General features: G+C 50.3%; 24 protein-coding genes. 13 read left to right on the top strand and 11 right to left on the bottom strand.

The features are described from left to right. Window positions 1–36: 36 nt before the first annotated feature. Window positions 37–588 carry a DUF4136 domain-containing protein gene (locus D0B88_RS06330; protein WP_151055952.1) on the bottom strand — a complete coding sequence of 184 codons (552 nt, stop codon included), beginning with the start codon at window positions 586–588 and terminating at the stop codon, window positions 37–39. Window positions 589–760: 172 nt separating this feature from the next. Between D0B88_RS06330 and D0B88_RS06335 the strand changes: the two genes are divergently transcribed. Both D0B88_RS06335 and D0B88_RS06340 read left to right on the top strand, forming a co-directional pair. Further along, window positions 761–1,585: an undecaprenyl-diphosphate phosphatase gene (locus tag D0B88_RS06335; RefSeq protein WP_040393337.1), complete on the top strand. Its 825-nt coding sequence runs from the start codon at window positions 761–763 to the stop codon at window positions 1,583–1,585. Between the two features lie 95 nt (window positions 1,586–1,680). Next, window positions 1,681–2,616 (top strand): alpha/beta hydrolase, encoded by a 936-nt coding sequence (locus D0B88_RS06340; protein WP_151055954.1) that lies wholly within the window; start codon window positions 1,681–1,683, stop codon window positions 2,614–2,616. 10 nt (window positions 2,617–2,626) lie between these two features. Here D0B88_RS06340 and D0B88_RS06345 read toward each other — a convergent pair whose 3' ends face one another. The 6 genes from D0B88_RS06345 to D0B88_RS06370 all read right to left on the bottom strand — a co-directional run bounded on the left by D0B88_RS06345 (window position 2,627) and on the right by D0B88_RS06370 (window position 10,149). Continuing rightward, window positions 2,627–4,477, bottom strand: a complete 1,851-nt coding sequence (locus tag D0B88_RS06345; RefSeq protein WP_151055956.1) for a sulfatase-like hydrolase/transferase — start codon at window positions 4,475–4,477, stop codon at window positions 2,627–2,629. Between the two features lie 276 nt (window positions 4,478–4,753). Further along, a complete protein-coding gene (locus D0B88_RS06350; protein ID WP_007645283.1) occupies window positions 4,754–5,140 on the bottom strand; it encodes a gamma-butyrobetaine hydroxylase-like domain-containing protein in 387 nt (128 codons plus the stop codon). A 160-nt stretch (window positions 5,141–5,300) separates the two neighbouring features. Next, a complete protein-coding gene (hslU, locus tag D0B88_RS06355) occupies window positions 5,301–6,623 on the bottom strand; it encodes an ATP-dependent protease ATPase subunit HslU (RefSeq protein WP_151055958.1) in 1,323 nt (440 codons plus the stop codon). 39 nt (window positions 6,624–6,662) lie between these two features. Then, window positions 6,663–7,187, bottom strand: coding sequence for an ATP-dependent protease subunit HslV (gene hslV, locus D0B88_RS06360; protein ID WP_007645281.1), 525 nt, complete (start codon window positions 7,185–7,187; stop codon window positions 6,663–6,665). A 110-nt stretch (window positions 7,188–7,297) separates the two neighbouring features. Then, complete coding sequence (locus D0B88_RS06365; protein ID WP_151055960.1) at window positions 7,298–7,846, bottom strand: SPOR domain-containing protein; 549 nt, start codon at window positions 7,844–7,846, stop codon at window positions 7,298–7,300. A 74-nt stretch (window positions 7,847–7,920) separates the two neighbouring features. Next, complete coding sequence (locus D0B88_RS06370; protein WP_151055962.1) at window positions 7,921–10,149, bottom strand: primosomal protein N'; 2,229 nt, start codon at window positions 10,147–10,149, stop codon at window positions 7,921–7,923. A gap of 284 nt (window positions 10,150–10,433) precedes the next feature. On the opposite strand from D0B88_RS06370, the gene D0B88_RS06375 reads away from it, so the two are divergent. From D0B88_RS06375 to D0B88_RS06385, 3 genes are all read left to right on the top strand, one after another. Then, the gene (locus tag D0B88_RS06375) at window positions 10,434–10,721 is read left to right on the top strand and encodes a high-potential iron-sulfur protein (RefSeq protein ID WP_225318561.1); all 288 of its coding nucleotides are present in this window, start codon (window positions 10,434–10,436) and stop codon (window positions 10,719–10,721) included. Between the two features lie 175 nt (window positions 10,722–10,896). Then, on the top strand, window positions 10,897–11,121 hold the full coding sequence (rpmE, locus tag D0B88_RS06380; protein ID WP_007645273.1) for a 50S ribosomal protein L31: 225 nt from the start codon (window positions 10,897–10,899) through the stop codon (window positions 11,119–11,121). 4 nt (window positions 11,122–11,125) lie between these two features. Beyond that, window positions 11,126–11,959, top strand: coding sequence for a thermonuclease family protein (locus tag D0B88_RS06385; protein ID WP_151055964.1), 834 nt, complete (start codon window positions 11,126–11,128; stop codon window positions 11,957–11,959). On the opposite strand, the gene D0B88_RS06390 is transcribed toward D0B88_RS06385, so the two are convergent. Next, window positions 11,960–14,425, bottom strand: a complete 2,466-nt coding sequence (locus D0B88_RS06390; protein WP_151055966.1) for a penicillin-binding protein 1A — start codon at window positions 14,423–14,425, stop codon at window positions 11,960–11,962. A 103-nt stretch (window positions 14,426–14,528) separates the two neighbouring features. Here D0B88_RS06390 and D0B88_RS06395 point away from each other — a divergent pair, with 103 nt between their 5' ends. The 8 genes from D0B88_RS06395 to D0B88_RS06430 all read left to right on the top strand — a co-directional run bounded on the left by D0B88_RS06395 (window position 14,529) and on the right by D0B88_RS06430 (window position 22,961). Continuing rightward, entirely contained in the window at window positions 14,529–15,596 is a 1,068-nt protein-coding gene (locus D0B88_RS06395) for a pilus assembly protein PilM (protein ID WP_007645265.1), read from the top strand. After that, the gene (locus D0B88_RS06400; RefSeq protein WP_151055968.1) at window positions 15,596–16,183 is read left to right on the top strand and encodes a PilN domain-containing protein; all 588 of its coding nucleotides are present in this window, start codon (window positions 15,596–15,598) and stop codon (window positions 16,181–16,183) included. The genes D0B88_RS06395 and D0B88_RS06400 overlap by 1 nt, the downstream gene beginning before the upstream one ends. After that, window positions 16,183–16,800, top strand: coding sequence for a type 4a pilus biogenesis protein PilO (locus tag D0B88_RS06405; protein WP_007645262.1), 618 nt, complete (start codon window positions 16,183–16,185; stop codon window positions 16,798–16,800). Before D0B88_RS06400 ends, D0B88_RS06405 begins: the two co-directional genes overlap by 1 nt. Further along, window positions 16,797–17,321 carry a pilus assembly protein PilP gene (locus D0B88_RS06410; RefSeq protein WP_007645261.1) on the top strand — a complete coding sequence of 175 codons (525 nt, stop codon included), beginning with the start codon at window positions 16,797–16,799 and terminating at the stop codon, window positions 17,319–17,321. Before D0B88_RS06405 ends, D0B88_RS06410 begins: the two co-directional genes overlap by 4 nt. A 151-nt stretch (window positions 17,322–17,472) precedes the next feature. Continuing rightward, complete coding sequence (gene pilQ, locus D0B88_RS06415) at window positions 17,473–19,503, top strand: type IV pilus secretin PilQ family protein (RefSeq protein ID WP_225318562.1); 2,031 nt, start codon at window positions 17,473–17,475, stop codon at window positions 19,501–19,503. After that, window positions 19,503–20,018 carry a shikimate kinase AroK gene (gene aroK, locus D0B88_RS06420; RefSeq protein ID WP_007645259.1) on the top strand — a complete coding sequence of 172 codons (516 nt, stop codon included), beginning with the start codon at window positions 19,503–19,505 and terminating at the stop codon, window positions 20,016–20,018. Before pilQ ends, aroK begins: the two co-directional genes overlap by 1 nt. A gap of 124 nt (window positions 20,019–20,142) precedes the next feature. After that, window positions 20,143–21,228 carry a 3-dehydroquinate synthase gene (gene aroB / locus D0B88_RS06425; protein WP_151055970.1) on the top strand — a complete coding sequence of 362 codons (1,086 nt, stop codon included), beginning with the start codon at window positions 20,143–20,145 and terminating at the stop codon, window positions 21,226–21,228. Between the two features lie 20 nt (window positions 21,229–21,248). Beyond that, window positions 21,249–22,961 carry an AAA family ATPase gene (locus tag D0B88_RS06430; RefSeq protein ID WP_151055972.1) on the top strand — a complete coding sequence of 571 codons (1,713 nt, stop codon included), beginning with the start codon at window positions 21,249–21,251 and terminating at the stop codon, window positions 22,959–22,961. 72 nt (window positions 22,962–23,033) lie between these two features. Here D0B88_RS06430 and gcvH read toward each other — a convergent pair whose 3' ends face one another. From gcvH to D0B88_RS06445, 3 genes are all read right to left on the bottom strand, one after another. After that, entirely contained in the window at window positions 23,034–23,426 is a 393-nt protein-coding gene (gene gcvH, locus D0B88_RS06435; protein WP_007645254.1) for a glycine cleavage system protein GcvH, read from the bottom strand. 86 nt (window positions 23,427–23,512) lie between these two features. After that, on the bottom strand, window positions 23,513–24,601 hold the full coding sequence (gene gcvT, locus D0B88_RS06440) for a glycine cleavage system aminomethyltransferase GcvT (protein ID WP_151055974.1): 1,089 nt from the start codon (window positions 24,599–24,601) through the stop codon (window positions 23,513–23,515). Between the two features lie 127 nt (window positions 24,602–24,728). Next, the gene (locus tag D0B88_RS06445; protein WP_304487084.1) at window positions 24,729–25,292 is read right to left on the bottom strand and encodes a YbhB/YbcL family Raf kinase inhibitor-like protein; all 564 of its coding nucleotides are present in this window, start codon (window positions 25,290–25,292) and stop codon (window positions 24,729–24,731) included. Window positions 25,293–25,299 lie beyond the last annotated feature (7 nt).

Genomic DNA, 25,299 nt, shown 5'->3' on the forward strand with positions numbered 1-25,299 from the left:
TATCGCTTATCGGTCGTGAGGGCTGAATAGAGTGAATTAAGGTGCCGTGGCTGGTGGGAATTGGCCAAGCAGTTGCGCCATGGTCGCCCCCAATTTTTGCTCGGCGCTGAGAGAGAACTGAATCAGTGGAATGCCTTCCGCGCTGCCGCGCCAAATCAAAGTGTTGTCGCTGGCGCGGGTAACGTCGATCAGCATCACGCCTTCCTGTTTGCCTCTATTGAGCAGTTGCGATGTGCCCAAGCCAACACTGCCATTGCGCCCAATCGGCATGCCAATACCTATACCAATACTGCTATTGCCACCTTTGCTTTGGCGCGCAAATACTTGCATATCCAGAAGTAAATCGGGCTTGTCGTGCGTGCGCGCAAAACCTTGCGCGGCTAATTGATTGTCTGCCAAACGCTCAAGTAACGCTGGATCGGTTCCGCCAATGTCAACCGTTACGGCGCGCCAGCTATAGGTTTTCAGATTGTTAAAATCGGTTCCCGATTTGTAATCATTCGCGTAATGGACATTGGCGCAGCCGCTGAATAGGAGCCCAGCGACAATAGCGAACAGGGCGTAAAAGCGAGCGTGAAGTTGGCGCATGTGGAGTCCCTTTGATGGCGGAATGTAGGGCATCAGTATACTCCGCTGTTTTTGTAATAAATGTGTGAATTTGCAAAAAAGCGCTGCCTCACGCAGACTTGGCCGGTTAATTGCGTCGATTTTTTTGTTGTCGCAGGTTTTGTTATTTCAGCTTCAGGCCAAAGGAGTTTTTGTGGATTTCGTTCTTGTAATAAAAGCGATTGTGATGGGTATTGTCGAGGGAGTTACCGAACTATTGCCTATATCCAGTACCGGCCATTTAATTCTTGCCGCGGATATGATGAATTTTCTGGAGAACGAGAAGCGCACCGTTTTTGAAATTTTTATCCAAATGGGCGCCATGCTTGCAATTGTGTGGGAGTATCGGCGCAAAATTTTTGGCAGTTTGGGCGGTGTGGTTCGCCCGGGTATTGAGCGTAATCTTTACGTCAACGTGGCGCTGGCATTTTTTCCGGCAGCGCTGATCGGCTTTTTGCTCAGCGATTTCATCATGACCTATTTGTTCAGCCCTTATGTGGTAGCAAGTGGATTTATTGTGGGTGGTTTGGCGATTATCTGGGTAGAAAAGTTTGCTTACGCGCCGCGCATTCAAGAGATGGATGACCTGAGTTACAGGGATGCGCTGAAAGTGGGTTTGTGCCAATGTTTGGCGTTAATTCCCGGCACTTCGCGCTCGGGTGCCACAATTATCGGTGGTATGTATTTCGGTTTATCGCGCAAGGCCTCCACCGAATTTTCCTTTTTTCTCGCGATTCCCATGATATCGGCAGCATCGCTTTACAGCTTATGGGGCGCACGTGAACAATTGGAGTGGAGTGATGCAGGTATTCTGGCTGTCGGGTTTATCACCGCGTTTATTGCTACCTTTGTGGTGATGCGCGCATTGTTAATTTTTATTAGCAAGCACACCTATATCGCTTTTGCCTGGTACCGCATTGCCTTTGGTATTCTGATATTGATTACGGCATATACCGGGGCGATAAGTTGGAGCCATTGATTTATCTGCCGATAATTTGCTGAATACGTATGTAAGCCCTGCTGTGGAACCGCCGGGCTTGTTACTATCTGGGTATTCCTTGATCGGGTCTGCCCATGAAAATAATGTTAAACCTCCTTATTTCGCTGCTCTTTTTGAATGGATGCGCAACGCCCTCATTGCATTCCAACGCCACTGCTGCACAGTCGCGTATTGATTACCTCAATGCGTTTTCCTCGCGCTATGTCATACCGCGCAATGTAGAAGTCTGGTTGCCGCGCCAGTATTTTTTAACTCCCAATACTGCTTTGCCCGTGCTCTATATGCACGATGGCCAAAATTTATTTAGCCCGCACAGCGCCAATTTTGGCGTAGCGTGGGAGGTGGATGATATTGCCCAGCGGTTAATGGATGAAGGCAGGATAAAACCGGCAATTATTGTGGGTATCTGGAGTACGCCACAGCGGCGGATGGAATATTTTCCCGAACGTGCGGCGAGTTATTTTTCGGCGCAGGATGAAACCGTCATTGAAAAACTCAAACTGCATTTAGGTGAAGGAAAAAATAGCGAGTATCGGGCTGATGACTATTTGAAATTTATCGTACAAGAATTAAAACCCTATATCGATACTCACTACCGCAGCTTGCCTGAACGCGAAAATACACTCATTGCAGGTAGTTCTATGGGTGGTTTAATTTCACTGTATGCGCTCAGTGAATACCCGCAGGTATTTGGTAGCGCGGCAGGTGTGTCTACCCATTGGCCACTATTCTTTAATAATGAGCAGATGGGGCCTGCTGAAAAGCTGCGTGATTATCTGCGCGATTATTTTCCTGTGGCGGGGCAGCATCGTATTTATTTTGATTTTGGTACCGCGACGCTGGATCAGTATTACGAAGTGCATCAGCTTCAGGTTGATAACATTATGCGCGCCAAAGGTTATGTGCAGGGGCGCGATTGGGTAACCAAAAAATTCCCCGGTGCTGAACACAATGAGCAAGCTTGGCAAGCACGCGTGGATACCATTCTGCAATTTTTGTTAAAACCCTAAACGCGATTCTTTAGTGTTTACCGGAAAGCAACCCGCGCGATTCGGTATCCCTGAAAAAGCGCCGCTCTTCATCTTGCAGCTGATGCAGTTTTTCTTTATCCAGAGTGCGATTGGTGTTGTTGATATCGGTCCATGCATATTGTTTGCCCGTGCTGCGATCCAACACGGTGCCGTCAACCCAGTAGGCATTATTGTAGTAAGACGACATCACCAGGCTGCGGTTTTCGGGCAGGGAAAATAAATTTGTTCCGGTGCTATAGGCTTCGCGGGCGGTATCGCAGCCGAGCACTTCTTGCATCAGCGTAGGTACAACATCCTGATGGCTGGACACCCTGGTTTCATGCCGGGCAAGTTTTTGTCCGGGAGCGTGTACCAGCAACGGTGTATGGGTTTGCCAGCGGGTAAAGTTGCTGCCATGGCCCCAGAACCCAGCTTTGTTTTCATTAAATTCTTCCGCGTGATCGCCGGTAATAATTACCCAGCTATTTTCCAATGCGCCGCTTTTTTCAAGGTGATTGAGAATTTCCCCGAGTAGATGATCTACATAGAAAAGGCTGTTGTAGTAATCATTTTTGTAGGGCGTGTTGTCTGCCTGTTTATTAAATGCATAACCTCCTTTTACGCTAGGCAATGGCGTAAAGCGGGCAAACTTTTTGGGGTATTTATAGGGCGAGTGAGACGAGGTTAAAAATACAAAATCAAACCGCGGCTGCGTGCTTGTTTGTTGGCGCTCCTGTTGTTGCAAAAATTTTGTTACCACTGCTGCATCTGTTTTGGCTTGATAAAAATCCGATTCCGGCACGCGCGGGAAAATCAAACTGCGCATGGCAAAACGATCCAGATTGGAGTTGGTGAAAATTCGTTGTTCAAAACCCTGTGCGGCCAGCCTTTCAGTAAATTCACTGGGGTTAGCTGCAGGGGTTGCTTTAAATGCCGGGTAATAGCTGGCGTGCAGCCCATAAAAAAGACTAAACAGCCCAGGTATGGTGGCGGAACCACCGGAAATATGCTGATCAAAGTGCGTGGCTTTTTTACTAAAGCGCGCAACATTAGGCATGATTTCCGGTTGCAGTGCTGCGGCTTGCCAGCTCTCTACTACCAGCATGATAATGGATGGCGGCGAGGCTACTATTTCACACTGCAATGGCTCCAATGGATAACGCACTACACTTTTTTCCTGAATGGCGCTGCGGTTCATTGTGCCTTGTGTAGCGGGTAACAAACCGGGCAGGAGCTGTGTTAAGGCTTCAGCATGTTTGCTGCTGGTAATCGGGCGGTACACCGGCAGATAGGGGTTGATATAACTCACTTCCTGGCGATGATATTTATCAGCCCAGATGTTGAGTGATGAATTGCCTGCAAACAACACTATGATTGTGCAGCTAAGTAACGCTACAGGCCGCAAGCTTAATTTGTGGTGTTCGGATTTTTTATATACCCAGCGGCTTAGCAACCAACAGCCGGTCGCAATCAGTGCTGCCAGCGCGGCGGCCGATACCACAATAATATTGGGTAAGCCCAGGCCTTCAAAATCCATAAGAAACATTTCAATCATTATCCAATCTACATGAAACAGATAAAGGTTGAAGGTGGCGGCATCAACGCACAAATAAATTAACCACAGTGCCAGCAGCAGCGCATAGAGTGGGCGAGTCCAGCGCGTGCTGGCGAGCGGTGATAATACCAATGCAATAATGATAATGAGCAGCCCGTAATAGCCGAGACTGCTGTATAGATAGAGTTGTCCATGCAAGGTGTCGGGTGCGGGTATCATCCACCAATAACAGGCGATGGGTATTAGCGATAGGAGCAGCACTAGCAGTGTGAGGTAAGTGTGCGCAATGAAATACCTTTTTTTCATTTCTATAAGATCCCGATCTAACACTGGTTACAAAAAAGTCACACAAAAAACAGTTGCATAAAAAATAACTACACAAAAAACAGGCAAACGAATGCCCGGCCAGAGCTCGTAGGCTGGCGCATATCTGCGAGTTGTATTTGTTGTTATTAGGCGTGGGTTGTAATCAGCAATTGCTGCTCAACCATGAGAGGGTGCGCGCATCAAAAAAAATAACAGGCGCACGGAAAATTTATGTCAAGCTTAAATAAACAATATTGGGCGTTGTGCCGATATGAATTAATTGCTCTGTGGGTCAATCAATCGCACCACATTGGTGTTGGCTTCCCGGCTTTTGCCTGCGTGATGCAGTGCTTGTAAGTAGCTATCCCAAAGCTGCTGTTTGTTTACACCCAATTGATGTAAATATTCCCAAGTATAGATACCAGTGGCATGGCCATCATCAAATGTGAGCTTGAGTGCATAATTACCGGCGCGCTCAAGGTTCACTATGGCAACGGCTTTTTTACCGTATTGCAGAACCGCCTGCCCGGGCCCATGACCTTTTACTTCAGCGCTGGGTGAATGAACACGCAAAAATTCTGCCTCCAGTAAAAATTGTTCTGCACCATAATGCAGTTCTAATTGCTGGGAGTTTTTATGAAAGCGAATTTTGTCGGGAGTCATTGATTGGGGTATCTGTGATAGGCGGTATTACCACGCCATTTGTTACAAAATTCTTACTGATTCTTCTCTCTTGCGCAACTTACACTTGTCATAAAAACATCATGCCGCAATAACAGTCGCCATCTCAGGCTGACGATTATTGCGGCACTTAAAACAGTTTTTACAAAATAAAGCGGCTGAGGTCTTCGTTTTTGGCCAGTTCACCCAAGTGACTTTCCACAAACGCTGCATCTATTGTCACGCTGTTATTGCCATCACCGGCAGTGAAGGAAACGTCTTCCAGTAAGCGTTCGAGAATGGTGTGCAAGCGGCGCGCGCCAATATTTTCAGTGCGCTCATTCACTTCAAAAGCGGTTTCAGCAATGCGGCGAATACCGTCTTTGGTGAAGGTCACACTCACCCCTTCGGTTTTTAACAGCGCTTCCTGCTGCTCGGTGAGCGACGCGGTTGGCTCGGTGAGAATGCGTTCAAAATCATCGGGGGTAAGCGCTTGTAATTCCACGCGGATGGGCAAGCGCCCCTGTAATTCCGGAATTAAATCCGAGGGCTTGCTCAGGTGAAAGGCGCCCGAGGTAATAAACAAAATGTGATCGGTTTTAATCGCGCCGTGTTTGGTGGTTACCGTGCAGCCTTCAATCAGCGGCAGTAAATCGCGCTGTACGCCTTCGCGCGATACATCGGCCCCACTCACGTTGCCGCGCCGTGCAACCTTGTCAATTTCGTCGATAAATACAATGCCGTTTTGCTCGGCCGCTTCAATCGCCTGGGTTTTGATGTCTTCATCGTTGACCAGTTTTGCTGCTTCTTCATCCTGCAATTGTTTGAAGGCTTTTTTTACCGTGAGTTTGGCTTTTTTGGTTTTGTCGCGCCCAAGGGAAGAGAACATGCTCTGCAATTGGTTGGTCATATCCTCCATGCCCGGTGGCGCCATAATTTCTACGCCTACACTGGCGGCGGCCACATCAATTTCAATTTCTTTATCGTCCAGTTCGCCTTCGCGCAATTTTTTGCGGAAAATCTGCCGTGTACTCGACTCGTGTTTGCTCTCCTCTGCCGAGAGGTCGCGCGCGGGTGGCAGTAGCACATCCAGAATGCGCTCTTCGGCAGCTTCGGCAGCGCGGTGTTGCATGGCTTTCATAGCCTGTTCGCGGCGCATTTTAATGGCGACATCCACCAGGTCGCGAATAATGGATTCTACATCGCGGCCGACATAACCGACTTCGGTAAATTTGGTCGCTTCCACTTTGATAAACGGCGCATTGGCGAGTTTGGCCAGGCGGCGCGCAATTTCCGTTTTGCCGACGCCGGTTGGCCCAATCATCAAAATATTTTTTGGGGTAATTTCATTGCGCATCTCGGCAGGCACTTGCATGCGGCGCCAGCGGTTGCGCAGCGCAATCGCCACCGCGCGTTTGGCGTTGGCTTGGCCGACAATGTGTTTATCTAATTCGTGCACGATTTCGCGCGGAGTCATGGAGGACATAAAAAACTCTTAAAAGAATGAATTAAGCTCTTGAATAAATTAATAGTCGAGCACTTCGATGGTGTGAGTCTGATTGGTAAAGACACAGATATCGCCGGCGATTTTCAAGCCTTTTTCCACAATGCTGCGTGCATCCAATTGGGTGTTTTCGAGCAGCGCACGCGCGGCGGCTTGCGCGTAATTGCCGCCCGAGCCAATCGCAATTAAATCGTCTTCGGGTTGGATTACATCGCCATTGCCGGTAATTATCAGTGAGGCGTCTTTGTCGGCCACGGCGAGAAGTGCTTCCAGCCGGCGCAGGCTGCGATCGGTGCGCCAATCTTTGGCGAGTTCAACCGCTGCGCGGGTGAGTTGGCCATTGTGTGCTTCGAGTTTGGCCTCAAAACGTTCAAACAGGGTGAATGCGTCAGCGGTGCCACCGGCAAAACCGGCCAGTACCTGATTTTTGTAGAGGCGGCGCACTTTGCGCGCATTGCCTTTCATGACGGTATTGCCGAGCGACACCTGGCCGTCGCCGCCGATAACCACTTGCCCATCGCGGCGCACAGAGAGAATTGTAGTCACAGGACTTCCTATAAATGGGTTGGATAAGTTACGTGCTAGAAGTCAAAAAGTGGGGGCGGTGGCGCCTTTTTCAAGGCGCTCCGGTGGCGACGGGAATCAAAGAGGAAGGTTTACTTGGTTTTGGCGCGTTTCAATACCAGCGCATTGTATTGGTTGTTCACCAGTTGGCTGCGCGCGGTGCTCAGTTCGGCCTGGGTATTAAAGGGGCCAACCACGACGCGATGCCAAATCTCGCCTTTGCGGATTTCCACTTTTTCGATGCGTGCATCGAGGTTGATGAGAATCAATTGAGCCCGTAGTTTGTCGGCATCTTCCCCTTTGGGGAAAGAGCCTACTTGCAGTATGTATTCCTCTTTGCCCTGTTCCTGCGCCGGTTTTTCCTCGGCCATGGTTTCGCTGGCGGGCACTATGGTCTCGCTCTCCTGCAGCAACTTGTAGAAGTCAAAGCGCGGTTTGGGCGTTTTGTTCTCCTCCACTTTGGCTTTGGGCGGCTCTTTGGTTTCAGGGGTATTGGCGGGGTTTTTAATAAAGTAGAGGCTGGCCGCAAAGGCGCCAAAAACGACACCTGCCACAAAAAACAGCCAGCCAGGTGTCTGGCCAGTGCTAGTTGAATGGCGGCGTGCCGGGGCGCGGCTCTTTTTGGCGAAATCTCTACTCATGGGATCTGGGTGTCGGTGCTGGATCGAGGGCGCGATTGTAAAGGGATTGCGCGGGTGAGTCACTAAAGACGCGTTTAGCCCATCTCTTGCGGGTCCACATCAATCGACCAGCGCACTTTGCTCGCCAGTGGTTGTGTTTCAAGTTGCTGTGCTAATTGGCTAAGCAGTAACTGCAATGGGCGGCGCTGGGCGGCGCTGAACTGCAGTTGGTAGCGAAAGCGATCGCCGCGTTTTTCCATCATTGCCGGCAGTGGCCCGAGATAGTTCAACTGCGGGCTGGGCGGCTGGATTGCCTCGGCCAGTTGGCGCGCCTGCTGTAAAAAATCCAGCGCCAGCTGAGCCTGTTTGCATTCGGCGCGCAGCAGTGCGAGCTGGCGATAGGGTGGCAGCTGGGTGATCTGGCGCTCCTGCAAAATCAGCTCGGCGAGGGCGTGATAACCCTGCTGAACCAGGGTTTGCACCAGCGGGTGATCGGTATGGTGGCTCTGCAATATCACCCGGCCCGGTTTTTCAGCGCGCCCAGCGCGCCCGGAGACTTGTAATAACAGCTGGCCCATTCGCTCGGGGCCACGGAAGTCGGTGCTGAACAGGCCTGCATCGGCGTCGATAATCACCACCAGGGTCACATCTTCAAAGTGATGGCCTTTGGCGAGCATCTGGGTGCCGACCAGAATGCAGGGTTCGCCACCGTGAACATCGGCCAGTAGCTTTTGCATGCTGTTTTTATTGCGGGTGGAGTCGCGGTCGACCCGAATCACTTTGTAAGTGGGAAATAATTCCTGCAGTACCAATTCGCTGCGCTCGGTACCTTGGCCCAGCGGTTGGATTTTGCTGCTGTTACAGTTCGGGCAGCGCTTGGGGATGGCGCGCTGATGATCGCAGTGGTGGCAGTGCAAGTGGCGCGGTGTTTGATGCACGGTCAGGCGCGCGTCGCAGTGGTTGCAGTTGGCCAACCAGCCGCAGTCGTGGCACTCCAGCGCCGGCGCGTAGCCGCGCCGATTGAGGAATACCAGCGCCTGATTGCCTTTGTTTAGGGTGTCGCCAATGGCATCGATACTGGCCTGGGCAAACCCCTCGTGCAGGATTTCGCCGCGAATATCGAGCAGTTGAATATCCGGTGGTTTGGCGTTGCCCGCCCGGGCCTGCAGGCGCAAATGGTGGTAGCGCCCCTGCCGGGCGTTGTGCAGGGTCTCCAGCGCTGGGGTGGCCGAGCCGAGAATCAGCGGAATGCCGAGACGCTGGGCGCGCAGGGCGGCGAGATCGCGTGCGGAATAGCGAAAGCCGTCCTGCTGTTTAAAGGAGCCATCATGCTCTTCATCGATAATGATGATGCCCGGTTCTTTAAGTGGCGTGAACAGCGCCGAGCGGGTGCCGATGATAATACGCGCAATACCGGCGCGCGCTTGCAGCCAGGCGTCCAGCCGCTCGCGGTCATTGAGACCTGAGTGCAGGGCGACAATTGGCAGGTTAAAACGGCGCTGGAAACGCTGCAGTGTCTGTGGGGTCAGGCCGATTTCTGGCACCAATACTAACGCTTGTTTACCTTTCTTGAGCGTTTCTGCGATTGCTTGCAGGTATATTTCGGTTTTGCCGCTGCCGGTGGCGCCGTCGAGCAAATAGGTTTTAAAACTGCTGTATGCGATTTGAGCAAACGCGCTGTGCTGTTCGTCGCTCAGTTGCAGTGGCGGCTCGCGCAGTAATTGTGCGGGTTGTGCTGTGCGGCTGGGCGTCACTTCGACAAGGGCGACCAGTCCCTTGTCGATCAGGGTTTTAGCGATTGTGCGGGGAATATCCAGCTGTTCGAGATCGCCGCGGCTGAGTTGGTGGCGGGTTTGCAGGGCCGCCAGTAGCGCCGCTTGTTTGGGCGAGCGCTTGAGTGCCCCCTCGGGCAGGCCTTTGCCCTCGGTGGTGAGCTGAAAAATCTGTTCGCCGCGCAGCTGCGCTGCTTCACCCTGACGCAGCAATACGGGCAGGGCGGTTTGCAGGGCTTCGCCGGGGGCGCACTGGTAGTAATCGGCCGCCCACAGGCAGAGTTCGAGTAACTCGCTCTCCAGTACGGGTTGGTTGTCGATAAGCGCCAATGCGGGGCGCAGTTTGTGGCTGGGTTGATCGCTGGTGCTTTTGCTGCGGAGCAGTATGCCAATCAGCTCCTGACGACCAAATGGCACGCGAATCAATATGCCCGGTTCCAGTTGCGCTAACTGCTCTGGACTCAGGTTGGTGGGCGGCAAATAGTCGAAGCTTCGGCGCAGGGGAACTGGCAGGGCTATTTCGAGTAGGATTGATGGCGGCGTGAGGGTCATTGCAGTGACTGGGTTAATCGAACAGGTGCCAAGAATAGCCTATAACCGCCATGATTTTGCGTCTTATCGATCTTGTGTGTTGGCCTGATTGGTTTTTTGTGGCGTATATAAAGCTGCGCAGGAAAACACCTGCTATAGATACATATCAATGTTTATTGTGCGCAACAGCAGTTAAATGGCACCTTGGGTAGCGCGCGATAAACAACTTAAGAATCATTACAACTAGTTATTACAACAAGCAAAAACTGTGTTTAGTCAATTAATAACCCCAAGAGGTGAAGTGTATGAAACGTAGAGACTTTATGAAATTGTCTGGAATTGGCGCTGGTTTGGCGCTGATTCCTGTCACCAATGTGGCTGTGGCCCAGGCGCCAGTGCAGGTTAGCCCGACCGATCCACAGGCAAGTGCGCTGGGTTATGTTGAGCAGAGCCCGCAGGCTGCTAGCAATTGTGCCAACTGTGCGCAAGCCAAGGGTGATTTAAGTGCTGAATGGGTTGGCTGTAATATTTTCCCCGGCAAAGAAGTGAAAGCAGCGGGCTGGTGCAAGGTGTGGTCACCTCGTCCGCAATAACCACGATATTTGCGACTCTATTGAGTGTTTTTTGTGCGAGACGGCTGTTTTCAGTTGCGCACTACCGGTTTTCTGGTAGTATCGCCGCTCCTTGAAAACAGCCGTTTTTTTTAACCTATGTGCGGTGCCCGGCAAGCAGATCGGGTGGCGGCACAGCTCACAAAAGGCATTCATCATGAAAGCAGATATTCATCCAAATTACGTTGACGTTGCTGTAACTTGCAGCTGCGGCAATAGCTTTACTACTCGCTCAACCCTGGGCAAAGCACTCCACGTAGACGTGTGTGGCTCTTGCCACCCTTTCTACACTGGTAAGCAAAAAATTGTTGATACCGGTGGCCGTATCGATCGCTTCACCAAGCGTTTCGGCAGTCGTATCGCTGGTGCCAAGAAAGACTAATTTCTTGATTCAGCGCCTGCTGGCATTGCTAGTAAAAACGCCGGGAATGAAAATTCCCGGCGTTTTTTTATGCCTGCTATTCTCGCTCGGCAGTCTAGCTGATTGCGGTCACCCCACAGGTGCCTTGCTGAAAGTGAAGAGGGTATCCGACGGTGACACCCTCAAACTGGAGGATGGCCGCTCGGTGAGGGTATTAGGCATCAACGCGCCGGAAATCGCCCGTGGACAAAAGCCCGCCCAGCCTCTCGGGCGCGAGGCGCACAGCGCTGCACAAGCATTTATCCAGCGAGCCGGAGGTAGGGTTAGGCTCGGATTCGAGCGCGCGCGCGTGGACCATTATGGTCGTTTGCTTGCCCATGTTTACGATTCGCAAGGGCGCAGTCTGGCTGCTGACCTTTTGCAGCGCGGCATGGTGTTGCAGATAGCGGTTCCACCTAATGCGGCTCAGTCGCAATGTCTGCTCGCCTTTGAGCAGCGCGCGCAGGCGCAAGCTCTTGGTGTGTGGCGTAATCGTTATTGGAATGCGTATCCGGTCAAGTCGCTTTCAGCTCGCGATAGCGGTTTTCGTCATTTGCGCGGGCGTGTGGCTCGTGTTGATGTTAATTCATCGGTCTGGATAGAGTTCGAAGGTAATTTAGTGGCACGTATCGCCAAGCGCGATTGGGCGCAATTTGGTTATCGCAAACAGGATTGGCTGGCTCTAAAGGGGCAGTGGCTTGATGTGCGTGGCTGGGTTAGGGTGCGCGAGGTGCGCCAAACTGGAAAAGCGCGCTCTTTCAAACCGCTTATCGTGCAATTGCGCTCACCTGCTGCCATGCAGGTGAGCGCATCGCGCTAATTAAAAGAGTTCTTCCGGAAGGGTGACTTGTTCGCTTACTTCATTACCGGCTGCCGATGTGCGCGCCGTATCTTCACCAAGGAACACCTCGAAGATGGCGTCCGGGTCGCCTGGCATTGCAGGTTTTCCGGTGTCCGGGTTGATTCTTACCGTCACGATTCCTTCTGGTTGGCGGGGTAGTTTGTCTGGTATCCCTTCAAGTGCTGTGCGCATAAAGTCGATCCATATTGGTAGCGCAGCAGAACTGCCAAATTCACGCTTGCCCAATAAAGTGTTTTGATCAAAGCCCACCCAGACTGTAGTGGCGATATTCGGGTTATAGCCGGAGAACCAGGTGTCCCTTGGGCCGTTTGTGGTGCCGGTTTTACCTGCCAGATCCCTGCGTCCCAATTGTTTGGCAAGCCTTGCTGTGCCCTTGTCGACGACATCGCGCAGAATGGAGTCCATCAGGTATGCCACGCGGGCATCTATGATGCGTGGTGCGCGCTCACTGCTGTCCATGCTTGGCATTGCCGGTAGCTCGGAGCCGTCATCGGCATAACTCACCTGTGTTTGTTCACATTCTTTGCATACCCGTTTTGGCTTGGCTTCGTAAACCACCCTACCTTTATCGTCTTCAATGCGTGTCACTAAATAGGGGTCAATTTTAAATCCGCCGTTGGCAAATGTGGCATAGGCTGTTGCCATTTGCATCGGCGTCAAGGCGTGTGTGCCCAATGCCAGTGTCAGGTCGCGCGGGAACTCTTTGGGGTTAAACCCAAAGCGAGCAAGGCTGTCGAGAGCGGTCTGCATGCCAATGCTGCGCAGCAAGCGAATCGATACGAGATTGCGAGAGCGATATAGCGCCTGACGCAAGCGCATAGGGCCAACAAACTTGCCATCGTCATTTTCCGGGCGCCAGGCTACGCCAGTGCTGGTATTTTCAATCACTATCGGGGCGTCATTAATTATCGATGCCGGGGTAAAGCCATTTTCCAGTGCTGCGGTGTAAAGCAGTGGTTTGAAGCTTGATCCCGGCTGACGCATCCCTTGGGTGGCGCGATTATAATGGCTCTGATTAAAATCAAAGCCGCCAACCAGGGAACGAATAGCGCCGTCCATGGGGTCGAGCGACACCAGCGCAGCCTGAATCGCAGGTACTTGGCTGAATTGCCATTGATCATCATCATTTTTGGTAATGCGTACCACATCTCCGGTTTTGAGGAAGTCAGTCGCTTTGGTATAGGCTGGACCACGGCTATCTTCGGTGATGTAAGGTCGGATATTGGCGAGCCCCTGCTCCCAATCAATATCAACCATTTCGCCATTGCTTATCAGTACGCGTATCGCTTTTTCATTCACTTGTAATACGGCTGCGGGCTCTTGGCCGCCCAAACTGGGAATGGTTTGTAGTTCATCCTGCCAATCGGCCAAATCTGTTTCTGTCGATGGTTTAAGGCGGCGCTCTGGCCCGCGGTAGCCGTGGCGCTGATCGTAACCCAGCAAGCCTTTGAGTACGGCCGCCTGCGCAGTGGCCTGCATGGCGCTATCTACGCTGGTATATACCCTGTAACCCTCGCTGTAGGCTTTATCGCCGAAGCGATCCAGCACTTCCTGACGGGCCATCTCCGATATATAGGGTGCTTGTACATCCAGTGTGGTGCCATGGTAACTGGCGGTATTGGGTTCGTTGATTGCCGCTTCATAGGTCTGCTGGTCGATATGTCCCAATTCATACATGCGTCCGATAATCCAGTCGCGGCGAATCATGGCTCGTTTTAGGTTAGCCAGAGGGTTGTAGGCTGACGGCGCCTTCAATACCCCTACAATCATGGCGTATTGGGCGACACTTAGCTGGTGGACGTCCTTGCCGTAATAGATCTGCGCAGCCGACTGCAAGCCGTAAGCGCGGTTGCCGAAGAACATTTTATTGTTGAACAGCTCAAGGATTTCCTCCTTGGTAAATTTCCTTTCAATTTCAAGGGATAAGAGGATTTCGTTAAACTTGCGTGAGAAGACTTGTTTGCGAGTGAGAAAGAAATCACGCGCCAACTGTTGAGTAATTGTGCTTCCGCCAGATTGGATGGCGCCTGATTTCAGAATTTGTGAAGCGGCGCGCAACATGCCTTTTAGAGAAACTCCATGATGCTCGAAGAACTCTGCATCTTCTGCGGAGAGGAGTGCTTTTATATAAAGAGGAGGGATCTGATCGTAGGTCAGTGGAGTGCGGCGTTGCTCACCAAACTCACCAATAAGCTTGCCGTCACTTGAATAAACACGCAATGGCGTCTGTAATTTGATTTCGCGCAGGGTCTCTACTGAGGGTAGCTTGGGGCTCAGATAGAGATAGAGTCCGGTAAGTGTCACCAAGGTAACGCTGGTACCGGCCAGTAACAGCCAAAAAATAATGCCAAAGAGGGATTTTTTACTGAACATTTTTTCTATGTGAATTAATGAGTTAGCGAAGTCGCTGTGGGTGGCGGGCATTATACGGGCTTTTTGCCTGTTTACATATTCATCGGTTTGTTGCAGGCTTAAGTTAAAGTGCTATAACATAAACAACGTCTAAGTTACGGATATAGATAGAAAAATGGGCATTTTAAGTTTCCTAGAAAAGAAGGCAAAACCGGTAATCGGGTTGGACATCAGTTCAACTTCGGTTAAATTGCTTGAACTCAATCGCATCGGCGATCGCTATCGCGTTGAGTCCTATACCGTAAAAGCACTTCCTCCAAATGCGGTGGTTGAGAAAAACATCGCCGACCCTGCCGCAGTTGCAGAGGTCATTCGCTCTATGGTCAAACAGTCCAAAACCAAGTTGAAGCACGCCGCCGTTGCGGTAGCAGGCTCGGCGGTGATCACCAAAATGATCGATATGCCGATGGACTTGAGTGATGATGCCATGGAGAGCCAAATTGCGGCTGAGGCAGATCAATATATTCCTTTCCCCCTTGAAGAAGTGATGCTCGACTTTGAGGTTCAGGGCATATCTCCGCGCAACCCGGATCAAGTAGAAGTTTTGTTGGCTGCTTGCCGTCGTGAAAATGTCGATGTGCGCCAGCAGGTTTTGAATGATGCAGATTTGGTTGCTGAAAAAATCGACATTGAAGCCTACTGCATGGAGCGCGCCTTTGAGTTGATCGCCGAACAGCTTGAGGATCAGGAGGGACAGGTTGTGGCGATTATCGATATAGGCGCCACCATGACCACCTTGAGCGTGCTGGTTGATGGAAAAACGGTTTACACCCGTGAACAGCTTTTTGGTGGCCGCCAGCTTACTGAAGAGATACAGCGTCGCTATGGTTTGTCCCGCGAAGAAGCTGGTCTCGCCAAAAAACAGGGCGGATTGCCGGATGATTATGAAATGGAAGTTTTGGCTCCCTTCAAAGATGCCGTTGTGCAACAAGTTACTCGCTCACTTCAATTCTTTTTCTCTGCCAGCCAATACAACGATGTCGATTACATCATTCTTGCGGGAGGTGTTGCTTCCCTGGAAGGGTTGGTCGGGTTGATAGAAGAAAAGCTGGGAACACAAACTGTGGTTGCTAATCCTTTTGCCAGAATGTCAGTGTCCTCCAGAGTCAATGCAGTGTCTTTGGCTAATGATGCGCCTGCTCTGATGATAGTTACCGGGCTGGCGATGAGGAGTTTTGACTAATGGCAAAGATTAATTTATTACCATGGCGTCAGGCCTATCGCGAAGAAAAGAAGCGTGAATTCATTGGTATCGTAGTTGCTGTAGTAGTGGTTGGCTTATTGGGAGCCTATTTCTGGGTGTCCAGTGTTCAGTCCGCAATAGAAAATCAAAACGCACGCAATCAATTATTGAATAAAGAAATTGCCAAACTGGATGCACAGGTCAAAGAAATCAGTGAAATCAAAAAAGTGCGCGATGATCTTTTGGCTCGCATAAAAGTGATTACTGATCTAGAAGGTACGCGTCCGGTTATCGTTCGTTATTTTGATGAGATGGCGCGAGCAATCCCCGACGGCGTGTGGTTGACCAAAATTGAACGTAAAGGCAAGTTGGTAACTATAGAGGGGGTGGCTGAATCTTATAATCGTATCGCCAGTTTTTTGCGGAATCTTGAGGCATCCGATTGGTACGCATCCCATAATTTGATATCGGTCGATGCGGCTCCTAGCGAAGGTGATGATGCAAGTATATTTAAGATGACAGTGGAGACCTCCGCGCCAGTCGATCCCCTGGCTGAAGCTGCTCAAACCGCAGGAGGTGCCCAGTAATGTCATTTCAGGAAACACTTGATCAGCTCAAAGAGTTTGATGTCAATAACATAGATTTTGATAAGGCGGGTGTATGGCCTTGGCCAGCCAAGGTTTTCGTTTGTATTTTGCTGCTGTGCATAATATTTGCGGGAACTTATTACTTAAAAATCAGTGATCTTAATATGCAGTTGCAATCTGTCATTGCACAGGAAACAACACTCAGGTCCACATTTGAGAAGCGTAGCTTTGAGGCCGCAAACCTTGATGCTTATAAAGCTCAAATGGAAGAGATGAAGGTTACGTTTGATTCGCTCTTGTCCCGGCTGCCAGCAAAAACAGAAGTGCCCGGATTGCTCGAGGATGTAGGGACTCGTGCAGGTGAGAGCGGTCTGACTAATGTCAATATTAACTTCCAGCCTGATGTTGTTGCTGAATATTACATCGAAGTGCCTATTGATATTACGGTCGATGGTGGTTACCACGACATGGGCGGTTTTGTTAGCGGTGTTGCAGGTATGCCAAGGATAGTAACTTTACATGACTTCTCTATAAGCTCATCTAAAGAGAATAAAACCTTGAACATGAAAATCGTAGCTAAAACTTATCGCTATAAATCCCAGGAGGCTGCCAAATGAAAAAGCCTCTGTGTGTCCTTCCCTTACTGGGTGCTTTTTTGCTGGTCGGCTGTGGTCAGTCATCTCATCAGGATTTAATTGACTTTATGGAGGAGGCCAAACGGCGTCCAAAAGGGCAAATTGAACCATTGCCAACTTTTAGCCCCTATCAGCCATTTGCATATAGTGCTATGACACTTCGTAGCCCATTTGAAAAACCGATTCCTGTTGATGAGACAGCGGCTAAAGGTGGGCGTACAGTGGTGCCTGATTTAACCAGGGAAAAAGAATTTCTTGAGCGTTTCAACGTTACTGCACTCAAGATGGTAGGTACTGTAGAAAAAGCAGGTAAATTGTGGGCATTAATTGATAACGGTGAGCGTGACGTTGTACCCGTAACCATCGGTAATTATCTCGGATTGAATCACGGCAAAATTATTACAACTAGTCCATCGCAGATTGAAATTATGGAAATCGTTGGTGATGGATCAAATGGTTGGGTTGAACGTCCCAGAATTATTAAATTAGAAGAGAAGGAATAAGCGGACATGTGTGCTCTATTCACTCCGGGGTTGAATATGCGTAAGTTTATATTGGTCTTGGTTGGTTTTGTTGCTACGCCATTTTCTATGGCTAACACCTTAACTGACATAGATTTTTTTTCAGTTACCAGGCGAGCGTTTTGAAGTGCGCATGGCATTTGATTCTCCGCCTCAAATGCCACAGGGCTACACTATTGAAAAGCCTGCACGTATTGTACTCGATTTTCCTGATGCCATTAGTGCATTAAAGGAGCGCCGTTATCCCTTGGCGGTCGATAATGGCCAAAGTGCTATGGTGCTGACCAGCGATGGGCGTACGCGCTTGATTTTAAATCTCAATGCGCTGGCTCCCTATACCACTCGCACAGATGGCAATAGTTTTATCGTCGAAGTTGGCGCTGCAAAGGCTGCTGACGCACAAAAATCTATTCGTCCATCTGTTGAGATAGCGCAGAAAAGTGGGTTCAAAGAGGCAGATCCCGTAGCTAACCAAAACCGGATTACCAATGTTGATTTCCGTCGTGGTACTGCAGGCGAAGGGCGAATAATTATTTCACTCTCTAACCCTAAAGTGGCTGCTGATATGGTTGGAACTGGAGCGGGAGTGCGTTTGACATTCAAGGATGCATGGCTTCCTCCAGAGCTGCGACGTCGTCTGGATGTGGTGGATTTTGCTACTCCAGTGTCTTTGGTGAGTGCTGGCCAAGAAGGCGAGAGCGCTGTTTTAAATATTGCGGCAGGCGGAGACTTCGATTATTTGGCTTATCAGACGGATAACGAATATGTAGTTAGCATTAAACCGTTAACCGAGCAAGAAAAGCTTGAGAAGAAGAAAGATTTTGAATACACGGGCGAAAAATTATCTTTGGATTTTCAAGATATTGAAGTTCGTGCTGTATTGCAGATTATTGCTGACTTTACTGATTTGAACCTGGTTGCCAGCGATACCGTGCAAGGGCGAATTACTTTGCGCTTACAAAATGTACCTTGGGATCAAGCCTTGGAGATGGTTCTTAAAAACAAAGGTCTTGATAAACGTCAGGTTGGTAATGTGCTAATGGTTGCACCTGCCGCAGAAATTGCAGAGCGTGAGCGTCAGGAAATTACTACCAAGAAGCAACTGGAAGAGCTTGCACCACTCCGCACGGAATACATTCGTGTGCGCTATGCCAATGCGAAGGAGATGTTTGAACTATTTCGCGGGGAAGGCGGTGGCGGTGGTTCTGGTGGCGGTAGTGGTGGTAGCCGGGCAACGGGCAGCGTACTTTCAGAGCGTGGCCAAGGTGTTGTTGATGAGCGAACCAACTCAATTATCATTACTGACACCGCAGAGCGTATTGAAGCATTTAAGCGTTTGGTGGATCAAATTGATATTCCAATTCGCCAGGTAATGATTGAGGCAAGAATTGTTATCGCTAACACTGATTTTCAGCGCGAACTTGGCGTTCGCTGGGGCGGCATTGGATACAATGAAAAACCTGGCAGCAGAATTATTGACTTTGCCGGATCAAGAGAGGGACTAGATGATACTGATGGCACCAGCCCACGTGACTGGTTCGTTTCTGATCCTGCTGATGGCAATTCATTCGATTTAAATGAAGCCGATGTTGTCGATCTTGCAGTTGCTAATCCCTATGCCTCTGCTGCAATTGGTGTACTGACTGATAACACCTATCTTGATTTAGAGTTGAGTGCTTTGGAAAATTCGGGCTACGCAGAAATTGTGTCGCAGCCAAAAGTTATCACCAGTGATAAACAATTAGCGATTATTAAGTCAGGTAAGGAAATTGGATACCAAGAAACTGCCCCTAGTGGTGGTACTACAACTGGGTTCCGTGAAGCAGTATTGAAGTTAGAAGTTACACCGCAGATTACACCTGACAATCGCATAATTATGGATTTGATTGTGTGGAAAGATTCTATAGGAGCGAATACTCCATCTGGTGTGCCTACGGTTGATATCACTCGCTTAGAGACTAAAGTTTTGGTTAACAATGGTCAAACAGTTGTACTCGGCGGTGTATTCTCCTTAGAGGGAACCAAAGGTGAGAATAAGGTTCCGGTGCTAGGTGATATACCCTACTTGGGGCGCCTATTTAAGAAGACCACTGATAATCAATTCAAAACTGAACTGTTGATTTTTGTTACCCCCAAACTGATGTCGGATACTCTGTCAAACTGATGCAAAAAACTAATGTGTTTCTGATCGGCCCCATGGGGGCCGGTAAATCTACAATCGGCCGCCTCTTGGCGGCCGAACTCAATTTAAGTTTCCGCGATAGTGATCGCGTCATTGAAGAACGCACTGGTGCCGATATTCCATGGATATTTGATATGGAAGGCGAGGAAGGTTTTCGTGAGCGAGAAACAGCGGTGCTACAAGAGCTTGCCGGTGAGCAGGATGCGGTGATTGCAACTGGTGGCGGAATTGTATTGCGCGATCAAAATCGTTTATTAATGAAGCAATCTGGCTTCGTTTGTTATTTGACGGCCTCTATCGATCAGTTGGTTGAGCGTACAGCGCGTGATAAAAAGCGCCCTCTGTTACAGGTTGAAAATCCTCGCCAAAAAATTATCGACCTGCTGGCATTGCGTGACCCCATGTACCGTGATGCCGCCGATTTTGTGGTGAATACAGATCGGCGCTCACCGAAAACAGTCGCTCAAGAAATCGCATCACTCGTACAAGGGGCCTAGAGCCCCTTTTCTTTTGATGCCATCTTCAGGATTGTTTGGTTTTACTTTTCGTTCCCTTTTTATCCCGAACAGCACTTTATGATAAAGTGCTGGTTTATTTATTTTGCTGTGCAGGGCAAGTGTTATGCAGGTTTTAACCGTTAATTTGGATGATCGCAGTTACCCGATTTATATTGGCGAAGCGTTATTGTCGCAATCTGAATTGCTCGCTAAACATATTCGTGGGCGTCAGGTTTGTGTGGTGACTAATGATCGGGTCGCGCCCCTTTATCTGGATAACCTCTGTGCAGCGCTTGCAACTTATCAGATTAGTCAGGTGATATTGCCTGATGGTGAGAGCCATAAAACATTAGAGGTATGGGCTGGTATTTTTGATACTTTATTGGAAGAGCGACACAATCGTACTACTACACTGATTGCATTGGGGGGTGGTGTGGTTGGTGATATGACTGGTTTTGCTGCGGCCTGTTACCAGCGCGGTGTGGATTTTATTCAGATACCAACAACCCTATTGTCTATGGTCGATTCATCGGTTGGTGGTAAAACCGGCGTGAACCATCCGTTGGGCAAAAATATGATCGGCGCTTTTTACCAGCCGCAATGTGTGCTTGCCGATATCTCGCTGCTGTCCACTTTGCCGGCGCGCGAACTCTCGGCGGGTATCGCCGAAATTATCAAATACGGTTTAATTTCTGATTATGATTTTTTTGTGTGGCTGGAAAATAATATCGATGCGTTGATGCGCGGTGATGTGTCGGCCTTGAGTTATGCAGTACAGCGCTCGTGCGAAAATAAAGCGGCTGTTGTTGCCCAGGATGAGCGCGAAGGTGGATTGCGCGCAATTCTGAATTTGGGGCATACCTTTGGCCATGCCATTGAAACTGCTCAGGGTTATGGCAATTGGTTACACGGTGAGGCTGTCGCTGCTGGTATGGCGATGGCGGCAGATCTCTCCTGGCGACGTGGTGCAATTAGTGCGGCTGAGCTAACGCGGATTATCGATTTATTAACTCGCGCCAATCTTCCTACCAAAGCGCCGGCAGACATGAGCCCTGAACAGTTTATGGAATTGATGGGGGTGGATAAAAAAGTGTTGGATGGTCGCCTGCGTTTGGTATTACTTGAGTCAATGGGTAAAGCCATCACTACCAGTGATATAGATCTGGCGATGTTGCTGCAGACTTTCGAAGCCTGCAGAGCAGATTCGTAATTGGTGCAGAGAGAGAATTGATGATGACTGGAGACTCACCTTTGCGCGCCCAACCCGATAGTCGCATTCTTGATCGGCCGGCCGGTCAGCAAGGCTACTTGTTTGATTTGCCCGATACGTCGAGTGATGAGCAGTTATTGGCTGATTATCGTCAACGTTATGGTTTGTCTGAAGATCCCTTTGCACAGGATTATTCTTTTCCTCTATTCACCGGAGCGGGTCGGCGCCAATTACTTGATCAGTTGTTGCACCTCTGCCAATTTAGCAACAGTGTATTGGTGGTATCTGGTGAAGCGGGCTTGGGTAAAACCCGCACTGCACACGCGTTCATGGATTCCTTGTCAGATCAGGATCAGATCTGTTTTCTGAGTCTGCAATCAGCGCAGAATCTTGAGCAGGTATTGACCGTTATTGCTCAGACATTTGGCATTAATGCTGGTCCATTACCTTCGGTGGAAAACTTGTTGTCGGCGATTGAGGCATTTATTGCCGAAGAGGCTATGGTTGAGGAGGAAGGTTTGGCGGTAGTGGTGGTTGATAACGCCCAGCTGCTCGATGACCAGACCCTCGCCGTACTTACGGCGCTGCTTAACAATTTCCCCCAGCAAAATCGCTTGCACCTCGCCTTATTTGCCGAACCATCATTAATGAGTCGTCTGGAGCGAGCCAGCCCGGAAACTTTACTCATAAATGATTTTCACCTGCAACCATTCAGCCTTGCAGAATCGGTCGACTATCTAAATTTCCGAATGGAGATGGCGGATTATCTTGGGCCAGAAATATTTAGTGAGTCAATGGTGGACCCTTGGTGGCGCCAGGCGCAGGGGCACTTGGGGATTCTGCACGAGTGTGCGCAGGAGCGTCTGCTGGAATCAGTTACGCCAAAATTGGCATTTGATAAACGCTCTTTACCAGTTGCCCATATTATTGCGATTGCATTGTTGATTGCCGTGGTGGGGGTGGCTTTCCTTTACATGGGGGATGAGGATAAACCAGTCGCTCCTGTGGTGGTTGCGCCCGCATTGGCTCCAAGTACCAGTCAGGCTGTGAGCAGTAGTGCACTTGAGTTGACGTCAACGAACACCCCGGTACAGCCTTTGCTGCAGAGTCTGCCTCAGCCACAACAACCCAATCAAATGGCTGCTCAACAGGCTCAAGCCCAGAATGCCCAAGTACAACCGACAGGTTCGGAAACCCAGGCTAGCAATGAATTTGCGCGCGAAGAGGTTGTACCTTTGGCGCAATTACCAACCACCTCGGTGAAAAAGCCAGAGGTCACGTCCAGCGCTCCCACGGCAACCGTACCCCAACAACCTGTTGTTGAGGCAGCGCCAACTGTTGTGGCGCCCGCACCGGTTAAGCCGGAACCCCAGCCTGTTGCAGTCGAGCCTGTATCCAAACCGGTGGAGAAAAAACCCTTGGCAACCACTGCAAGCCAACAAGAGCGAAATATTCTGGCGTGGGGTGCTTTCGAGTACACAGTGCAGCTTTTGGGTGTGAGCAACCGTAAAGCAGCGCTGGATTATATGGCTGCCCAGCCCAATAAAACCGAGTTGTTGATGTTTAAAAGCAAACGTCAGGGCAATGATTGGTTTGTCGTGATTACTGGTCGTTTTGCCAGTTCCGCTGAGGCACGTCAGGCGATTGGTCGTTTGCCAGCGGCACAGCGTGATGCAGGCCCCTGGCCACGGGATGTAAAAACTATTCAGGCAGAAATCAAAGCTGCGCTGTGATAATTATTGTGGCGACAGCATAAAAAACGCGGCCCGTGAGCCGCGTTTTTTATCGTTTGTATGTGCTCGCGATTAATCTTCGCTTTCGATCAGTTCGCGGTATTCCGCTGCATCCATGGCTTCGTCCAGCTCTGCCAAATCATCAGGTTTTACGCGGAAAAACCAGCCGTCATCATAGGGTGAGCTATTGACGGTTTCGGGAGCATCTTGCAGCGCTTCGTTCACCGCAACAACTTCACCGGATACCAGTGAATAGATATCAGAAGCTGCTTTTACCGATTCCACTACGCCCGCTTCTTCACCGATGGCTACGCGCGAACCCACTTCCGGTGTTTCCACATAAACAACATCGCCCAATGCGTCCTGAGCGTGATCGGTAATCCCGATGGTCACAGTGCCGTCTTCTTCAACACGCGCCCATTCGTGGCTGCTAAGGTATTTCAGTTCTTTGCGAATATCGCTCATGATTGTTTTCCTGTGAAAATTTTTAACGTTGTACGATCTTAGTGTCGATGCTGCTTCATTTCAAATCAGCAGCGTAAATAACGGTATTAGATGAGCGCTTTGCCGTGGCGCACAAAATTCGGGGCAACTACCTCAACGGTAACTTGCTTGCCGCGCATCTCTACCTGACAGTGACTGCCGATGCTGCGGGGTACACGCGCCAGAGCAATAGAATAGCCCAAGCTGGGTGAAAATGTGCCGCTGGTGATTACGCCTTTTTCCTCGCAGCCCTCTATGCTGACCACTTGCTCGGCGCGCAATACACCGCGTTCGCGCAGTACCAATCCCACCAGTTTGTGGCTGTTACCTGCTGCTTTTTGGGCCTCCAATATCGGGCGGCCAATAAAGTTGCGCTCCAGTGGTTGCCAGGCGATGGTCCAGCCCATATTGGCGGCTAAGGGTGATACGGTTTCATCCATTTCGTGACCATAGAGATTCATCCCTGCTTCAAGGCGCAAGGTGTCGCGTGCGCCTAAACCGCAGGGAGCAATACCTGCATCCGCCAATGCCTGCCAAAAAGCGGGAGCCTGTTCATTGGGTAGCATAATTTCCAGACCGTCTTCACCGGTATAACCTGTACGGCCAATAAACCAGCCGCCAGCAGGTAATCCCTGGAATACTTTCAGATCGGCAATAATCGCGGCACGCTCGGCAGTGACTACTGATGACGCAATACGAATGGCGTCGGGGCCTTGCACGGCAATCATCGCCAGTTCCGGGCGTTCGGTAAGAGTGACGGTAAAATCGGCGGCGATGTTGTTCATCCAGGCCAAATCTTTTTCACGCGTGCTGCAGTTCACTACCACACGATACCAATCGCCCAGGTTGTAAACGATCAGGTCATCAATGACACCACCCTCGTGGTTGAGCATGCCGCTGTACAGCGCTTTACCCAGGTTGCCGTCGAGTTTGGCGACATCATTGGCGAGCAAATATTGCAGATAGGCTTTAGCTTGGCTGCCGGTGACATCGACTACCGTCATGTGTGACACATCAAACATGCCCGCGGTTTGACGTACCTTGTGGTGCTCTTCAATTTGCGAGCCGTAGTGCAGTGGCATGTCCCAGCCGCCGAAATCCACCAGTTTTCCGCCCATGGCTTGATGGGTGGCGTAGAGAGCGGTTTTATTGCCCATGGGTTTTACCTGCAGAGGAGGGGGGGTTAAGAAAGGCGCGCATTTTAGGCGCCCGCTGTCACGCTGTCCAACGACTTAATGCCGGCGCTGGTTAAAGCGCCGGCATTAAGCTGAAATAAACGCGGAATTAACGGCCGTAGTAGGCGGTGAAGCTGGTTTGGTCGATGCGGTTGGCGTTGATCATATAACCGATAAGTGCGGCAGTTGCGCCTTCGGGGATCTCCAGTTTTTCGGCACTGAGCGCATGCAACGTAAAAATGTAGCGATGGGGTTTATCGCCCACCGGTGGGCAGGCGCCACCGAAACCAGTGCTGCCAAAATCGGTGCGACCCTGAGCGCTGCCTGCTGGAAGGTTTTTGCCATCCGCTGTACCGGCACCAGCGGCGATTTTATTGGCGCTGGCCGGAATGTTATAGACCACCCAATGCCACCAGCCTGAACCGGTTGGTGCGTCGGGGTCATAAACGGTGAGTGCATAGCTTTTGGTGCCTTGCGGTGCATTGGTCCATAACAGTTCGGGCGAAATATTGTTGCCGGTACAGCCAAAACCATTAAATACCTGATCGGTGGTGAGTGTTGTGCCGGGTTTGATGCTGGGGCTGGAGAGTGCAAAATCTGCAGCCATAGCGACGTTAATAAATAGACTGCCCACTAATCCCACTGCGGCGCTGAATAAACTTCTGTTGATCATCGGTGAT

It is taken from the genome of Cellvibrio sp. KY-YJ-3 (assembly GCF_008806955.1).
Classification (GTDB): domain Bacteria; phylum Pseudomonadota; class Gammaproteobacteria; order Pseudomonadales; family Cellvibrionaceae; genus Cellvibrio.

Coding starts and splice junctions, on each gene's coding strand:
- D0B88_RS06330 (WP_151055952.1), bottom strand. CDS start 588: ATGCGCCAACTTCACGCTCGCTTTTACGCCCTGTTCGCTATTGTCGCT.
- D0B88_RS06340 (WP_151055954.1), top strand. CDS start 1,681: ATGAAAATAATGTTAAACCTCCTTATTTCGCTGCTCTTTTTGAATGGA.
- D0B88_RS06345 (WP_151055956.1), bottom strand. CDS start 4,477: ATGAAAAAAAGGTATTTCATTGCGCACACTTACCTCACACTGCTAGTG.
- D0B88_RS06350 (WP_007645283.1), bottom strand. CDS start 5,140: ATGACTCCCGACAAAATTCGCTTTCATAAAAACTCCCAGCAATTAGAA.
- hslU (WP_151055958.1), bottom strand. CDS start 6,623: ATGTCCTCCATGACTCCGCGCGAAATCGTGCACGAATTAGATAAACAC.
- D0B88_RS06365 (WP_151055960.1), bottom strand. CDS start 7,846: ATGAGTAGAGATTTCGCCAAAAAGAGCCGCGCCCCGGCACGCCGCCAT.
- D0B88_RS06370 (WP_151055962.1), bottom strand. CDS start 10,149: ATGACCCTCACGCCGCCATCAATCCTACTCGAAATAGCCCTGCCAGTT.
- D0B88_RS06375 (WP_225318561.1), top strand. CDS start 10,434: ATGAAACGTAGAGACTTTATGAAATTGTCTGGAATTGGCGCTGGTTTG.
- rpmE (WP_007645273.1), top strand. CDS start 10,897: ATGAAAGCAGATATTCATCCAAATTACGTTGACGTTGCTGTAACTTGC.
- D0B88_RS06390 (WP_151055966.1), bottom strand. CDS start 14,425: ATGCCCGCCACCCACAGCGACTTCGCTAACTCATTAATTCACATAGAA.
- D0B88_RS06395 (WP_007645265.1), top strand. CDS start 14,529: ATGGGCATTTTAAGTTTCCTAGAAAAGAAGGCAAAACCGGTAATCGGG.
- D0B88_RS06400 (WP_151055968.1), top strand. CDS start 15,596: ATGGCAAAGATTAATTTATTACCATGGCGTCAGGCCTATCGCGAAGAA.
- D0B88_RS06405 (WP_007645262.1), top strand. CDS start 16,183: ATGTCATTTCAGGAAACACTTGATCAGCTCAAAGAGTTTGATGTCAAT.
- D0B88_RS06410 (WP_007645261.1), top strand. CDS start 16,797: ATGAAAAAGCCTCTGTGTGTCCTTCCCTTACTGGGTGCTTTTTTGCTG.
- pilQ (WP_225318562.1), top strand. CDS start 17,473: ATGGCATTTGATTCTCCGCCTCAAATGCCACAGGGCTACACTATTGAA.
- aroK (WP_007645259.1), top strand. CDS start 19,503: ATGCAAAAAACTAATGTGTTTCTGATCGGCCCCATGGGGGCCGGTAAA.
- aroB (WP_151055970.1), top strand. CDS start 20,143: ATGCAGGTTTTAACCGTTAATTTGGATGATCGCAGTTACCCGATTTAT.
- D0B88_RS06430 (WP_151055972.1), top strand. CDS start 21,249: ATGATGACTGGAGACTCACCTTTGCGCGCCCAACCCGATAGTCGCATT.
- gcvH (WP_007645254.1), bottom strand. CDS start 23,426: ATGAGCGATATTCGCAAAGAACTGAAATACCTTAGCAGCCACGAATGG.
- gcvT (WP_151055974.1), bottom strand. CDS start 24,601: ATGGGCAATAAAACCGCTCTCTACGCCACCCATCAAGCCATGGGCGGA.
- D0B88_RS06445 (WP_304487084.1), bottom strand. CDS start 25,292: ATGATCAACAGAAGTTTATTCAGCGCCGCAGTGGGATTAGTGGGCAGT.